Here is a 12,446-nt window from a genome sequence, read left to right as displayed (position 1 = left end):
GGCATCACAGCAGCACCGTGCCCACAAGCCCTGCCCAGACCAGGGCCAGCATGACCGGGAACAGGCGCAGCACCCAGACGGTCGGCGAGACCCGCGCAAAACGGCTGGAAATCATCTGCAGGTGCGCGGGCAGGTTGACCACTGCTTCGCCCCCGTACTCCGCGAGATGGGCCTCCAGCGCAGCAAGCGCCGCCTTGCGGTTCTGGAGATAGAGCGTGCCGAACCACAGCGCTGTGCCGAAGGCAAGCGCCACCAGGATGCCGATCACACCCAGCAGCACAAAGATTGTTTCCGAACCAAGTGCGGTCACGGGCCCGGCCCCATTTTCCAGCGCAAACCCGGCCACCGCTCCCAGGCCCACGTTGACGTAGAGGAGGTGGTGCAGCTTCTGCCAGTTGAGCTGGTCCTCATGGAGGTAGAGGCCCGAGGCGACATAGAATTCGTGGATCAGTATGTCGACCCGGTTGTCTTCCACATTCCGGCGCTGCACCGGCGGTGTCACATCCATCAGGAGGCGCTCCTGCGCCAGATGCCACGCCGGCGACCATCAGGAGCATCCCGCTCGCAGCAGCGGGTAAAACCACTCTTTTCGTGGAACCCGATGGAACGGGTGTTTTCAGGCTCAAGCACAATAGCCGCATACTGCGGCAGACCACTGAATTCTTCGCTCACAAAACGGTAGAGTGCGGTGGCGGCACCCCGGACGCTGCTGCCACGCCGGCTGCAGATCTGCTTGACCAGCAGGAAAGGGCCCGGATCGTAGTCATGGATCGACAGGCTCACGGGATCATCCGGGCTGATGCGATCATCGGTGAGCGCCAGTATGAACGCCTCCACCTGCCCCTCATGTTCCAGCACATAGAAAGCGTTGGCGACCTGCGTGAACCGGCGATACTCCGCGGGGGTAAAATTGGAGACCAGAAACCCATAGTCACGCGCCTCCGCGCTGCTCAGCCCCTGGAGAACCCATTGCTCCGCAAGACTGTGGATGGCGGGCACATCCTGGCCCGTCGCAGGACGGATCTCGGACATGAACAACTACCTCGATAGAATGAGCGCTGATAATAACCAAACCGCACGGGGTCTGCACGTGCTATGAATGGCAAACCACCCAGGCCGTCTCAGTGTGAACTCTGCGGGCGCGCCGTCGCGGACCTGACCCAGCATCACCTGATCCCGCGGCGGCTGCACCGCAGGAAGCGCTTCCGTAAAGGCTTCTCGCGGGAGGAACTGGAGGAGCGCATCTGCTGGGTCTGTCGGCCCTGCCACAACATGATCCACCACGTACGCAGCGAGCAGCAGCTGGGCCTGCACCACAACACACTTGAAACGCTGCTGGCCATCCCCGAGCTGGCGGAGTTCACGCGCTGGCTCAGCAGCAAGCCGCCAGGGTTCGTTCCGAAGAAACGCCACCGGCGCCGCTAGGGGCAGTCCTCATCCATGAAGTCCAGCAGGCGCTGGCGCACGTCCTCCGCCCGGGTACTCTGGATATGCCCGCCCTTCAGGCGCTGGAAGGTCTTGGGTTCGGCAGCAGCCTCATAAAGGGCGCGGCCGTGTTCGAACGGAATGATGCCATCGTCGATGCTGTGCATGATCAGCAGGGGCCTCGGTGCAATACCGGCAACCCGGTCAATGGGGTTGGCCTCATCCGGCATCAGCGGCGCCACCACAAAACTGAATGGCCAAAGCACCCAGCTTTTGTGCATCACATCCCGGGTAATGCTCTGGTAGCTGGTGAACGCGGCCTCCAGTATTACGCAGTCACCCTTGCCAGCGTTCTCCTTGCGGCCCAGCACGCCGGTGGCCAGCGAAGCGCCCAGACTCTGCCCGAACACCACCAGTGGAGGATCCACGCGATCCGCTGCGTACAGCCAGTCCAGCCCCAGCTGGATATCCTTCCGGGCACCGGCCAGATCCGGCTCCCCCTCGGAAAGGCCGTAGCCACGATAGTCAATCAACAGTACCTGGTAACCCTTCTCTGGCAGCCAGGCCACATTCATCAGGTGCGTGCTGATGTTCTGGGCATTGCCGTGCAGGTGGTACACCGTACCGCGCACCTCATCCGTGGCCGAGGGCAGCCACCAGCCGTGGATGCGCTGACCATCCGGGTGGATGAGCACGATGTCCTCATAGTCCAGCCCCTGGCGCGCCGGGTTCTGCACCCAGTCGTTCATGGGATAGAAGAAGAGGCCGCTGCAACCCCCCAGCCCGAGCAGCGTCAGCAGCAGGATCAGTCGAAGTAATAGCGCCATGAGAGATGGAACTCCGTTTCAGCCCGGTCCGGTCCGCCGTCCCGCTCAATACGGGCACGCAGGGCATGGTTGCGGCCCACGGGCACGTTGAGCGTGGCCGAAGGCCGATAGCGGCGATCGTCGTTGTGATAGTACAGACCTTCCGCCTCCAGCCCCAGCTGGAAGCTTTCAGCGTACCAGAGTACCCCGGCCCGGGCGCCGGCGGCCGTGGAGACCAGCACATCATGCGCGCTGTTGTTCTCGGCCCTCGCCATGGCATAGGCGTAGGGGATGACGGGCCCCATCTCCCATGCCAGACCAGGGCCGCCCTGGACATGGCGGGTCAGATGCCGCTTGCTGCCGATGAAGCGGCGATCCAGCCCACCGTTCACGAACCAGGAGACCGGTTTGCGGAACCGGTTGCGCGGCGCAAGGGACTTGATATTGACCACATCCAGCTGCTCCAGGGTCAGGTCATCGCCCTCAGTCCGGCGGATGCGGGCGTTGAAGGCTTCAATCGCCGCCCCGTTGAGATAGCCCTCCGGGTTGTCCAGCCAGTCGTGATAACTGAAGCGCGCCTGGAGCTCCCCGAACCCACGATCACCCAGCATGCCGCCACCGGCGGCCAGCATCTTGGTGCCATGGCCTTTCTCCGGCGACACGGGACGCTGCGGGTCGATATCGGGAACGGTAGGCGTGCGATTCACCACCCGCAGCAGGGCAAGGCCACGCTGGGCTACCTCCTGGCTGCGCTCGCCCTCACGGTTCTGCAGCCGAAGATGGGCATAGGCCGCTCGGGCAACCAGGTTGCGGCTCCTGGGCGCCAGTGCCTGGAAAGCTTCTTCTTCGGCCACGGAGGCGTCCCGCGCAAGCGCCAGTGCCAGATCCTGTTCGCTGGCACTCAGGCGATCAACCAGTGCATCCAGCTCATTGGCCTTGGACGGCCGGTAGTCCACCGACTCAATGAAGCCGGCACGGTCCAGTGAGCGCACGGTATTGGCCGGTACCTCCGCAAAACGGAAGTCATCCATCAGGGTACTGTCAGGCCGCGCCAGATGGATCAGTTCCAGCAAACGGAAGGAGCAGTTCTCGTCCAGAAACAGGTAATCAAACTCAATATCCTCCAGCTCCCAGAGATGGGCGAGCAGCCACTCCCGCTCGCCCTGCGTGAGGTTGAGCTGGTACTCCCACATATCCCGGTTCTCAAGATGGGCGTAATCCCGGATCTTGTTCATGTAGGGGACATTGCTGAAGTAGCCGGGATAACCGCCGAACAGCCCCCGGTAGATGTAGAGAATGGAGTTCTCCTGCCCCTGCACCGTGGCGCCGAAGTTGATGGCACGGGAAAGCCAGACCCCGTCCTCATCGTTGCCACGGTCAATGCGCAGCAGCGTATGGCCGAACATGGAGGACGGGCTGTTCAGGTAGGACGCGGGGAAAATCAGGGCGACCCGCTCCTCGGGCATGGCCTCGCGCCACTCCTGGTAATCACTGCAGTGGCTCAGGGCCCCGTCATCGGGCCAATCCAGCTGTTGGCTCAGGAAACGGTAGCGGGCCGGAAAGTCACAGCGCGCCTCGCTTTCCGCCGGACGGAGCTGTTCAATACTCGCGTCCAGCTCGGCGTGCGCATCGGTGGCGCCGGATTCATGCAGGAAGAACTCCGGATCGTCGATGTAGCTGCGCCCCTGGTACCGCCAGGTGGTCCCCTCATTGATGTGGAGCAGCGCCTTCCAGCGGGGGTGCTCCGCCAGTTCCTCATTTGTGGCCCGCGCCCACAACGGCGCACTGGCCAGCACCAGTATCAGTGCCAGGTTTATTGATTTCATCGGTGGTTTGCCCGGGGGAAGGAACAACCGCCCGGCACAGGGCCGGGCGGCGGTATGGCGTGGCAATCAGCTGAGGCTTGCCAGCTGCTTGTCCTTGTTCATGACGGTTTGGATGTTGCCCATGACTTCTTCAGCGGTCACGTCTTCGCTCGGGAAGATGGTGTTGAAGTTTTCGTGCATGGTCTTCTTGAAGTGGGCGCGCTCTTCAGCCGGGATACCCATGGAGACGGAAAGCGCTGTCAGTGCTTCGCCATCGCCCATTGCCATATCCTGAGCCACTTCTTCCATGACCCCAGCCTGGGCCAGCATGTTTTCGCCGTTGTAGGACAGTGCACCACTGGTGTCACAGCCGTTAGTGCCGGAGGTAATGCCGAAGGTGCGGTTGCCGGAGGTCCCATTCACCAGGGTTGCGAGAAGATGCATGGGCATGCCGTTGCTGCCTTCAAACAGCATGTTGCCCCAGCCACAGCCGGAACCGCCAGGTGCACTTGCCTGGGCACCGAAAGAAGTTGCAACGAGCGCTGCTGCTAACAGTGTTTTCCTCATTTTGAATCTCCACTTGGTTGTTCACTTCCTTGATAGCAGACCGACCACGGCGTGGTCCGATCCTCTTGCCCCAATTTGGTCATCTGGGGCTTCAGGAAAGATAAGCCCTATCCGGAGCCATGACAACCAAGTAACCGTGCGCGAATCCTTCTGTTAATCCGCAGACGCGACTCTGCCTCGCCAGTCAGTACATCATCGCAAACAGGCGCCGCCGATACTGCCGCACCAGCTGATTCTCATTGCCCAGCAGATCAAAAAGTTTGATGAGGGTGTTCTTGGCCGCACCGTCCTCGAAATCCTTCTCGGTCTGGACCGATTTCAGCAGAAGCTCCATGGCGGCTTCGTGGTCACCGGCCATGATGCCGTGGGTGGCCAGCTGATTCATCGCGGCCACGTCTGACGGGTCCTCTTTCAGGCGGGCCTGGAGCTCCGCCACGGGTGGAATATCCCGCGCCTGCTCCTCAAACTCAAACCGGGCTTCCAGCTGCTTGGCGCCAGGCTTGAGGCGCTCTTCCCCGGGCAGGCTTTCATAGATGGCACGCGCCTCTTCCACCTGCTCCTGCTCCAGCCTCAAGCGAGCCAGATCGATCAGCACGTCATAATCCTCGGGGTTCTGCTGATTCATCCGGATCAGCACGGCTTCCGCTTCCTCAAGCTGCCCCTCGGACCAGAGGCGCTTTACCTTTTCCTGGTCGCTTTCCGGCGGCGCATCCACATGCTGATCCAGCTTCTCGCGGATCTCGCCTTCCGGCAGCGCCCCATTGAATTCATCCAGCAACTGACCCTGTTTCACGATCTTGACGTTGGGAAGGCTCTGTACCCCCAGATGCCCCGCCAGCTCCTGCTGCTCCTCAGCATTGACTTTCGCCAGGACAAAGGCACCCCGGTACTCCTCGGCCAGTTTTTCCAGGATGGGTGTGAGCTGTTTGCAGGGCTGGCACCACTCGGCCCAGACATCAATCACCACCGTCGTGTTCATGGACGCTTCCAGCACCTTCTGCTGGAAGTTCTCGAGTGTGGCATCAAAAATGAACTCGGAATTACTCATAATGGTGGATCCTGTATTGGCGGTGGTCCGTACTGTCGCCCTAGATGGGGATCCGCAGCGGGATGTTCAACCCGATCCCGCCCCTTGATTTGCGGAATTCAGACATCATGTCTGCGGGAACAATGGTGTTTGGTGACTGGAAGGGGGACCATGACGGACAGCGACGCAATCGAATACATCGGCAGGGATGACAACGGCCAGGGTGGCAGTGGCAGCGGCCTTGCCCTGCCCTATCAGGTGCTCCCGAAGCGGCTCTACATCATGCCACTCTCCGGGCGCCCGTTTCTGCCGGCCCAGGTGCAGCCCGTGGTGCTGAACCAGGACCCCTGGGACGAAACCCTTCAGAGGCTGGACAACACCAGCCACATGACGGTGGGGCTGTGCTTTGTCGAGAACGAAGCCGACGAGAGCGGGAGTGATGAAGACCTGCCCGCACCGGAGCAGCTGGCCACCATGGGCTGCGCGGTGCGCGTTCATCACGTCCACCGCGAGGACGGCAAGATCCAGTTCATCGCCCAGGGCATCCGCCGCTTCCGCATTGACCACTGGCTGCGCCGGGAGCCCCCGTACCTGGCCGAAGTCAGCTACCCCGAGGAGCCGGCCGAGGACCACGAGCAGGTCAAGGCCTATACCCTGGCCATCATCAGCTCCATCAAGGAACTGCTTCGCACCAACCCCCTCTACGGCGAGGAGGTGAAGCACTACCTGTCCCGCTTCGGACCTGACGACAGCTCCCCGCTTGCGGACTTCGGCGCTGCCATCACCAGCGCCCGGGGCTCGGAGTTGCAGGACATACTGAATACCGTGCCGCTGCTCAACCGCCTGGAAAAGGTGCTCCTTCTGCTGCGCAAGGAACACGAAGTGGCCCAGATGCAGGCGGAGATCACCGAGGAGGTGAACGAACGCGTGCAGAAACACCAGCGCGAGTTCTTTCTGCGCGAGCAGCTCAAGATCATCCAGCGCGAACTCGGCATTGCCAAGGACGACAAGACCGCCGACGTGGACATGTTCCGCGAGCGCATGGCGGAGAAGTCGCTTCCGGAAAACGTACAGGAACGCTTCGAGGACGAGATCGAAAAGTTCCAGGTGCTGGAGCAGGGGTCCCCGGAATACGGTACCACCCGCAACTACCTGGACTGGCTGAGCCAGATGCCCTGGGGCCAGCATTCCCAGGACAAGCTGGACCTGAAGGAGGCGCGACGGGTCCTCAACCGCGACCACGACGGGCTGGACGACATCAAGGACCGCATCCTGGAGTTCCTGGCCGAGGGCACCTTCAAGGGCGAGATCTCCGGCTCCATCCTGCTGCTGGTGGGTCCCCCGGGGGTTGGCAAAACGTCCATCGGCAAGTCCGTGGCCAGCGCCCTGGGCCGCGAGTTCTACCGTTTTTCGCTGGGGGGCATGCGCGACGAGGCCGAGATCAAGGGCCACCGGCGCACCTACATCGGGGCGATGCCCGGCAAGTTCGTCCAGGCGCTCAAGGAAGTGGGCACCAACAACCCCGTGATCATGCTTGACGAGATCGACAAGATCGGCAACTCCTTCATGGGCGACCCGGCCTCCGCGCTGCTGGAAAGCCTGGACCCGGAACAGAACGGCGAATTCCTGGACCATTACCTCGACCTGAGGATTGATCTCTCCAAGGTATTGTTCATCTGTACCGCCAACCAGCTGGACACCATTCCCCAGGCGTTGCTGGACCGCATGGACACCATCCGGCTCTCCGGCTACATCACCGATGAGAAGGTGGACATCGCCAAGCACCACCTGCTGCCCAAGCTGCTCAAGCGGGCCGGCCTGAAAAAGAAGCAGCTGGACATCACCGACGGTGCCATACGCCAGGTGGTCGAGGGCTATGCGCGCGAGGCCGGCGTGCGGAACCTGGAGAAGCAGCTGCACAAGATCGTGCGCAAGGGCATTGTCCGCATGGTTGAGTCCGAAGAAGCGGAGCGGAGCCCGATCCGGGTGGGTGTGAAGGACCTGCCCGATTACCTGGGCCAACCCTGGTTCCGCAAGGAGAAGGCACTGCGCGGCGTCGGTGTGGTGACCGGCCTGGCCTGGACCGCCATGGGCGGTGCCACCATGGGCGTTGAGGCCTCACGCATTCACAGCCAGGATCGCGGTTTCACGCTCACGGGGCAGCTTGGGGATGTGATGAAGGAGTCCGCCTCCATCGCCCACAGTTTCGTCTCTTCCCACCTGAAACAGTACAAGGGCGATCCGGAGTTCTTTGATCGCTCCTACATACACCTGCACGTACCGGAAGGGGCCACACCCAAGGACGGGCCCAGCGCCGGCGTGACCATGGCCACAGCACTCCTGTCGCTGGCACGCAACGAGGCGCCCCACAGGACACTGGCGATGACGGGGGAGCTGACACTGACCGGCCAGGTGCTGGCCGTGGGTGGCATCCGCGAGAAAGTGATCGCCGCCCGGCGCCAGAAGATCAACACCCTGATCCTGCCGGAAGCCAACCGGGGCGATTACGAGGAGCTTCCGGATTATCTGAAGGAAGGCATGGAGGTGCATTTCGCCAAGGAGTACACCGATGTTTACCGGGTGTGCTTTGAGGATTCGCCACGCAGGAGGGCGCACTGATATCAAACCGGATCGCGAGCAGGGCTCGCTCCTACAGAGGGGGCGTCTCTGGCGTAGGAGCGAGCCCCGCTCGCGATATCCTCCCCGCGAGTAAGGACAAACCGCTATAGCGCACTGAGCTGTGGGAACTAAACTATGAATTATCGGTTGCGGCGCATCCGATCCTCAGAATTCCTGTCATCTGAGTAGAGCCCATTGGCCACCCACGCGGTGGCCTTTTTTATGCGCGACTGATACGCACACAGAAAAAAGGGTGGCCGGAGCCACCCTTTTTTCGGATATCAGAGCCGGCGCCCGAAGGCGCCCTGGTCGCTGATGACTACTCGCCGGGCAGACGGAAGTCCACCGGCTCTTCATCGCCCGTGACCTCCTTCATGCTCAGCTTGACGCGGCCACGCTGGTCCACGTCCAGCACCTTGACCAGCACTTCCTGGCCCTCGGTGAGCTCCTCGCGGACACTCTCAATGCGCCGGTCGGCGATCTGGCTTATGTGCACCAGGCCATCCTTACCGGGCAGCAGATTGACGAAGGCTCCGAAGTCCACGATGCGCTCCACCCGACCACGGTAGACTCGATCCACCTCAACGTCGGCGGTAAGCTCCATGATACGGAACGTGGCTTTCTCAACCTGCTCGGAGTTCTCCGCGTAGATCTTGACCGTGCCATCGTCCTCGATATCGATGGAGGCACCGGTTTCCTCGCACAGCGAGCGAATGGTGGCGCCACCCTTGCCGATCACATCGCGGATCTTCTCGGAGTCGATGTGCATGGTGTGCATCTTGGGCGCGTTCTGGGCAACGTCCGACCGCGACTCGGAAATGACCTTGGCCATCTCGCCAAGGATATGCTGACGGGCCTCATAGGCACGCTGCAGGGCGATCTCCATGATCTCCTCGGTGATCCCGGCGATCTTGATGTCCATCTGCAGGGCGGTAACCGCTTCCGGTGTACCCGCCACCTTGAAGTCCATGTCGCCGAGATGGTCCTCGTCGCCCAGAATGTCGGTCAGGACGGCGAAATCCTCACCCTCTTTCACCAGACCCATGGCAATACCGCCCACCGGCGATTTAACCGGCACGCCGGCATCCATCAGCGCCAGACTGCTGCCGCAGACGGAGGCCATGGAGCTGGAGCCATTGGACTCGGTGATCTCGGAGACACAGCGGATGGTGTAGGGGAAATCATCATGCTTGGGCATGATCGCCTGAACACCACGACGCGCCAGCCGGCCATGGCCGATCTCGCGGCGCCCCGGGGGACCCATGCGACCGGTCTCGCCCACGGAGTAGGACGGGAAGTTGTAATGGAACAGGAAGGGATCGCGGCTCTCGCCCTTGAGGGAATCCACAATCTTGGCATCCCGGGCGGTGCCCAGAGTCGTAGTCACGATCGCCTGGGTTTCGCCACGGGTGAACAACGCCGAACCGTGGGCATTGGGCAGCAGCCCGACCTCCACATCGATGGGACGCACCGTGTTGTTGTCACGTCCGTCGATACGCGGCTCGTTACGCAGGATGCGCCCACGCACGATTTCCTTCTCGACCTTGCCAAAGTATTCCTTCACGTCATTCTCGGTGGGTTCGCCACCTTCTTCGTCAGACGCCAGTGCTTCGAGCACACGGTTTTTCAGCTCGCCCAGTGTCTCCTGGCGCTCAAGCTTGTCCTTGACCTGGTAGGCGGCCTCAATCTCGCTGCCGAACTGCTCCTTGATGCGGTTCTTCAGCTCGGTCTTCTCGGGCTCGGCTTCCCAGTTCCAGGAAGTCGGCTTCACCTCCTCAACGAACTCATTGATGCCCTGGATCGCAGTCTGCATCTCGTTGTGGGCGAAGAGCACCGCGCCCAGCATCTGGTCCTCGGTCAGGCGATCCGCTTCGGATTCGACCATCAGCACGGCGTCCTTGGTGCCGGCCACGACCATGTTGAGCCGGCTTTCCTCCAGCTTCTCATAGGTCGGATTCAGGAAGTAGCCATCCTCATCCGTGAAGCCAACGCGCGCGCCCCCGATCGGCCCCTCAAAGGGCAGCCCGGAAATGGACAGCGCCGCCGACGCCCCGATCATGGCCGGAATGTCCGGGTCCACGTTCTTGTTCGAGGACATGACGGTGCAGATGACCTGGGTCTCGTGCTTGAAGCCATCCTTGAACAGCGGCCGGATGGGCCGGTCGATCAGGCGCGAGGTCAGGGTTTCCTTTTCCGAGAGAGGCCCTTCCCGCTTGAGGAAGCCCCCGGGAATCTTGCCCACGGCGTAGGTCTTTTCCACGTAGTGGACCGCCAGCGGGAAGAACGGCATCGGGCTCGGTTCCTTGTCCGCCATGACGGTAACCAGAACGGAGGTGTCGTCCATGGTGACCAGGACGGCGCTGGTGGCCTGCCGTGCGATACGGCCGGTCTCGAGGGTAACGGTAGACCCTGCGAATTCGAAGGTTTTCTTGACTGGATTCACAGTTGCTCCTTTCCAGACGTGCGTTGTTCAGAACCAAAACGGCCAGACCCGAAGGTCTGGCCGAGGATGTTTTGACCGTTAGCGCCTGAGCTCAAGGCTGCGGATTATCTCAACGTAGCGATCCGCATTCTTGCGCTTGAGGTAGTCCAGCAGCTTGCGGCGCTGGTTGACCATCCGGATCAGCCCGCGGCGCGAGTGGTGATCCTGCTTGTTGTCCTTGAAGTGATCCTGCAGCTTCACGATGTTGTGCGTCAGAAGCGCGATCTGGACTTCGGGAGAACCGGTGTCTCCCTCGGCGCGCTGGTAATCGTTGACGATCTTCTGCTTTTCTTCGTTGGTCAGTGCCATGCTCTGATTTCTCCTGAATATGCTTTGAATGGGAACGGAGCGGACCGCGCATATCTACAGCCCGACCGTATGCTTACGACGCCCCGGTACGCATCAGCCTCCGGGGCCTTATGGCCTCCCCTGCCCCTTCTGCAAGGCCGAGGAAGCGTCCATCCTGATCGTACAGTCGACAGAGGCCATCAACCGCCGATTCAGAGGGCGATATGGTAACAGCCTGACCATTGGAAATCGATATGGCCCGGGGCCCATCCAGTACCGTCGCCGGCAGGTCCGAAAGCAGCACATCCGATGGCTGAAGCCACTCACGGGCCGCAGCGCGCCCCATGTTCTCCAGGTCATCCAGCGTCAGGGCCTGTGCCAGCTCAAAGGGCCCGGCCTGCTCCCGGCGCAGCTCGGCCACATGGGCGCCACAGCCCAGCGCCTCGCCGATATCATCCACCAGGGTCCGGATGTAGGTTCCTTTGCTGCAACGCACGCGCAGCTCCAGTTCATCACCTTCAAGCCGCAGCACCGTCAGCTCATCAATACGGATGGGACGTGCCTCGCGTGGCACGGTCCGCCCCTCCCGCGCGTACTCGTAGAGTGGCCTGCCCTGGTACTTGAGGGCGGAGTACATGGAGGGCACCTGCTCGATCACCCCCCGGAAAGGCGCCAGAACGGACTCCACGGCGTCTGTATCCAGGGCTGCCGGCAGCGCCCTCTCCTGGACGGTCTCGCCATCCGCATCACAGGTATTTGTGCGCTGGCCGAGTCGGGCCACGGTACGATAGGTCTTGTCCGCTTCCAGCAGGCGCTGGGCGAACTTGGTCGCCTCCCCGAAGCAGAGCGGCAGAACGCCCGTTGCAAGCGGGTCCAGGGCACCGGTGTGCCCGGCCCGGGCGGCATTGAGAAGACGGCGGACCTGCTGGAGCGCGGCATTGGAAGTCATCCCCGCGGGCTTGTCGAGCACCAGTACGCCGTTGATGTCGTCCCCGCGGCGCCTGCGGCTCAAGCCTCGCCTCCGTCCTCCGGGTCATCCCCGTCGCTCCGGCGCTCGTCACTGGCCACCGCCTTGCGGATCAATGATTCCATATGGCGGCTCTGGCCGGCCAACCGGTCAAACCGGAAACGCAGCTGGGGCACCACACGCAGACGCATGGATTTACCCAGATGCCCACGCAGGAAGCCGGAGGCCCGCTGAAGCACCTCCAGGCTGGTCTGGACCTCTTCGCTGTTCTCGTCCAGTTCCTCGGTGCTCAGCAGCGTGATGTAGATGTCCGCGTAACCGAAGTCCCGGGTCACCCGCACTTCACTGATGTTGATCATCCCCAGGCGGGGGTCCTTGACCTCCCGCTGGATCAGCTGCGCCAGCTCCCGCTGGATCTGGTCGGCAACCCGATCGGCACGACTGAATTCACGCGGCATGA

At 62.0% G+C, this 12,446-nt stretch carries 12 protein-coding genes; 2 read left to right on the top strand and 10 right to left on the bottom strand.

Going from position 1 to position 12,446, the window contains the following annotated elements; all coding sequences use genetic code 11:
- Positions 1 to 4: 4 nt before the first annotated feature.
- Positions 5 to 508, bottom strand: coding sequence for a hypothetical protein (locus F3089_RS06585; protein WP_151440014.1), 504 nt, complete (start codon positions 506 to 508; stop codon positions 5 to 7).
- The gene (locus tag F3089_RS06580; protein WP_151440013.1) at positions 508 to 1,032 is read right to left on the bottom strand and encodes a GNAT family N-acetyltransferase; all 525 of its coding nucleotides are present in this window, start codon (positions 1,030 to 1,032) and stop codon (positions 508 to 510) included. The genes F3089_RS06585 and F3089_RS06580 overlap by 1 nt, the downstream gene beginning before the upstream one ends.
- A gap of 63 nt (positions 1,033 to 1,095) precedes the next feature.
- Between F3089_RS06580 and F3089_RS06575 the strand changes: the two genes are divergently transcribed.
- Positions 1,096 to 1,425, top strand: coding sequence for a hypothetical protein (locus F3089_RS06575; protein ID WP_151440012.1), 330 nt, complete (start codon positions 1,096 to 1,098; stop codon positions 1,423 to 1,425).
- On the opposite strand, the gene F3089_RS06570 is transcribed toward F3089_RS06575, so the two are convergent.
- From F3089_RS06570 to F3089_RS06555, 4 genes are all read right to left on the bottom strand, one after another.
- The gene (locus F3089_RS06570) at positions 1,422 to 2,252 is read right to left on the bottom strand and encodes an alpha/beta hydrolase (protein ID WP_151440011.1); all 831 of its coding nucleotides are present in this window, start codon (positions 2,250 to 2,252) and stop codon (positions 1,422 to 1,424) included. The genes F3089_RS06575 and F3089_RS06570 overlap by 4 nt on opposite strands.
- Positions 2,231 to 4,057: an Lnb N-terminal periplasmic domain-containing protein gene (locus tag F3089_RS06565; protein WP_151440010.1), complete on the bottom strand. Its 1,827-nt coding sequence runs from the start codon at positions 4,055 to 4,057 to the stop codon at positions 2,231 to 2,233. The genes F3089_RS06570 and F3089_RS06565 overlap by 22 nt, the downstream gene beginning before the upstream one ends.
- Before the next feature lie 66 nt (positions 4,058 to 4,123).
- Positions 4,124 to 4,603, bottom strand: coding sequence for a DUF3015 domain-containing protein (locus F3089_RS06560; RefSeq protein ID WP_151440009.1), 480 nt, complete (start codon positions 4,601 to 4,603; stop codon positions 4,124 to 4,126).
- A 184-nt stretch (positions 4,604 to 4,787) separates the two neighbouring features.
- Positions 4,788 to 5,651 (bottom strand): thioredoxin family protein, encoded by an 864-nt coding sequence (locus F3089_RS06555; protein WP_151440008.1) that lies wholly within the window; start codon positions 5,649 to 5,651, stop codon positions 4,788 to 4,790.
- Positions 5,652 to 5,801: 150 nt separating this feature from the next.
- Between F3089_RS06555 and lon the strand changes: the two genes are divergently transcribed.
- A complete protein-coding gene (gene lon / locus F3089_RS06550) occupies positions 5,802 to 8,249 on the top strand; it encodes an endopeptidase La (protein ID WP_151440007.1) in 2,448 nt (815 codons plus the stop codon).
- Positions 8,250 to 8,568: 319 nt separating this feature from the next.
- Here the strand turns inward: lon and pnp are convergent, their stop codons facing one another.
- The 4 genes from pnp to rbfA all read right to left on the bottom strand — a co-directional run bounded on the left by pnp (position 8,569) and on the right by rbfA (position 12,444).
- Positions 8,569 to 10,692 carry a polyribonucleotide nucleotidyltransferase gene (gene pnp, locus F3089_RS06545; protein WP_151440006.1) on the bottom strand — a complete coding sequence of 708 codons (2,124 nt, stop codon included), beginning with the start codon at positions 10,690 to 10,692 and terminating at the stop codon, positions 8,569 to 8,571.
- A gap of 78 nt (positions 10,693 to 10,770) precedes the next feature.
- The gene (gene rpsO, locus F3089_RS06540) at positions 10,771 to 11,040 is read right to left on the bottom strand and encodes a 30S ribosomal protein S15 (protein WP_151440005.1); all 270 of its coding nucleotides are present in this window, start codon (positions 11,038 to 11,040) and stop codon (positions 10,771 to 10,773) included.
- Between the two features lie 73 nt (positions 11,041 to 11,113).
- Complete coding sequence (gene truB / locus F3089_RS06535; protein ID WP_151440004.1) at positions 11,114 to 12,031, bottom strand: tRNA pseudouridine(55) synthase TruB; 918 nt, start codon at positions 12,029 to 12,031, stop codon at positions 11,114 to 11,116.
- Positions 12,028 to 12,444: a 30S ribosome-binding factor RbfA gene (gene rbfA, locus F3089_RS06530; RefSeq protein ID WP_151440003.1), complete on the bottom strand. Its 417-nt coding sequence runs from the start codon at positions 12,442 to 12,444 to the stop codon at positions 12,028 to 12,030. The genes truB and rbfA overlap by 4 nt, the downstream gene beginning before the upstream one ends.
- Positions 12,445 to 12,446 lie beyond the last annotated feature (2 nt).

Origin of the sequence: Halospina sp. K52047b (genome assembly GCF_008709855.1) — a bacterium.
Lineage (GTDB): Bacteria > Pseudomonadota > Gammaproteobacteria > Pseudomonadales > Oleiphilaceae > Halospina > Halospina utahensis_B.
The sequence above is the reverse complement of the archived record's forward strand: the minus strand, read 5'-3'. Positions and strand labels throughout refer to the sequence as shown.

What these genes read in the sequence shown, in the direction of transcription:
- F3089_RS06585 (WP_151440014.1), bottom strand. Translation starts at nt 508, where the DNA reads ATGGATGTGACACCGCCGGTGCAGCGCCGGAATGTGGAAGACAACCGG.
- F3089_RS06580 (WP_151440013.1), bottom strand. Translation starts at nt 1,032, where the DNA reads ATGTCCGAGATCCGTCCTGCGACGGGCCAGGATGTGCCCGCCATCCAC.
- F3089_RS06575 (WP_151440012.1), top strand. Translation starts at nt 1,096, where the DNA reads ATGAATGGCAAACCACCCAGGCCGTCTCAGTGTGAACTCTGCGGGCGC.
- F3089_RS06570 (WP_151440011.1), bottom strand. Translation starts at nt 2,252, where the DNA reads ATGGCGCTATTACTTCGACTGATCCTGCTGCTGACGCTGCTCGGGCTG.
- F3089_RS06565 (WP_151440010.1), bottom strand. Translation starts at nt 4,057, where the DNA reads ATGAAATCAATAAACCTGGCACTGATACTGGTGCTGGCCAGTGCGCCG.
- F3089_RS06560 (WP_151440009.1), bottom strand. Translation starts at nt 4,603, where the DNA reads ATGAGGAAAACACTGTTAGCAGCAGCGCTCGTTGCAACTTCTTTCGGT.
- F3089_RS06555 (WP_151440008.1), bottom strand. Translation starts at nt 5,651, where the DNA reads ATGAGTAATTCCGAGTTCATTTTTGATGCCACACTCGAGAACTTCCAG.
- lon (WP_151440007.1), top strand. Translation starts at nt 5,802, where the DNA reads ATGACGGACAGCGACGCAATCGAATACATCGGCAGGGATGACAACGGC.
- rpsO (WP_151440005.1), bottom strand. Translation starts at nt 11,040, where the DNA reads ATGGCACTGACCAACGAAGAAAAGCAGAAGATCGTCAACGATTACCAG.
- rbfA (WP_151440003.1), bottom strand. Translation starts at nt 12,444, where the DNA reads ATGCCGCGTGAATTCAGTCGTGCCGATCGGGTTGCCGACCAGATCCAG.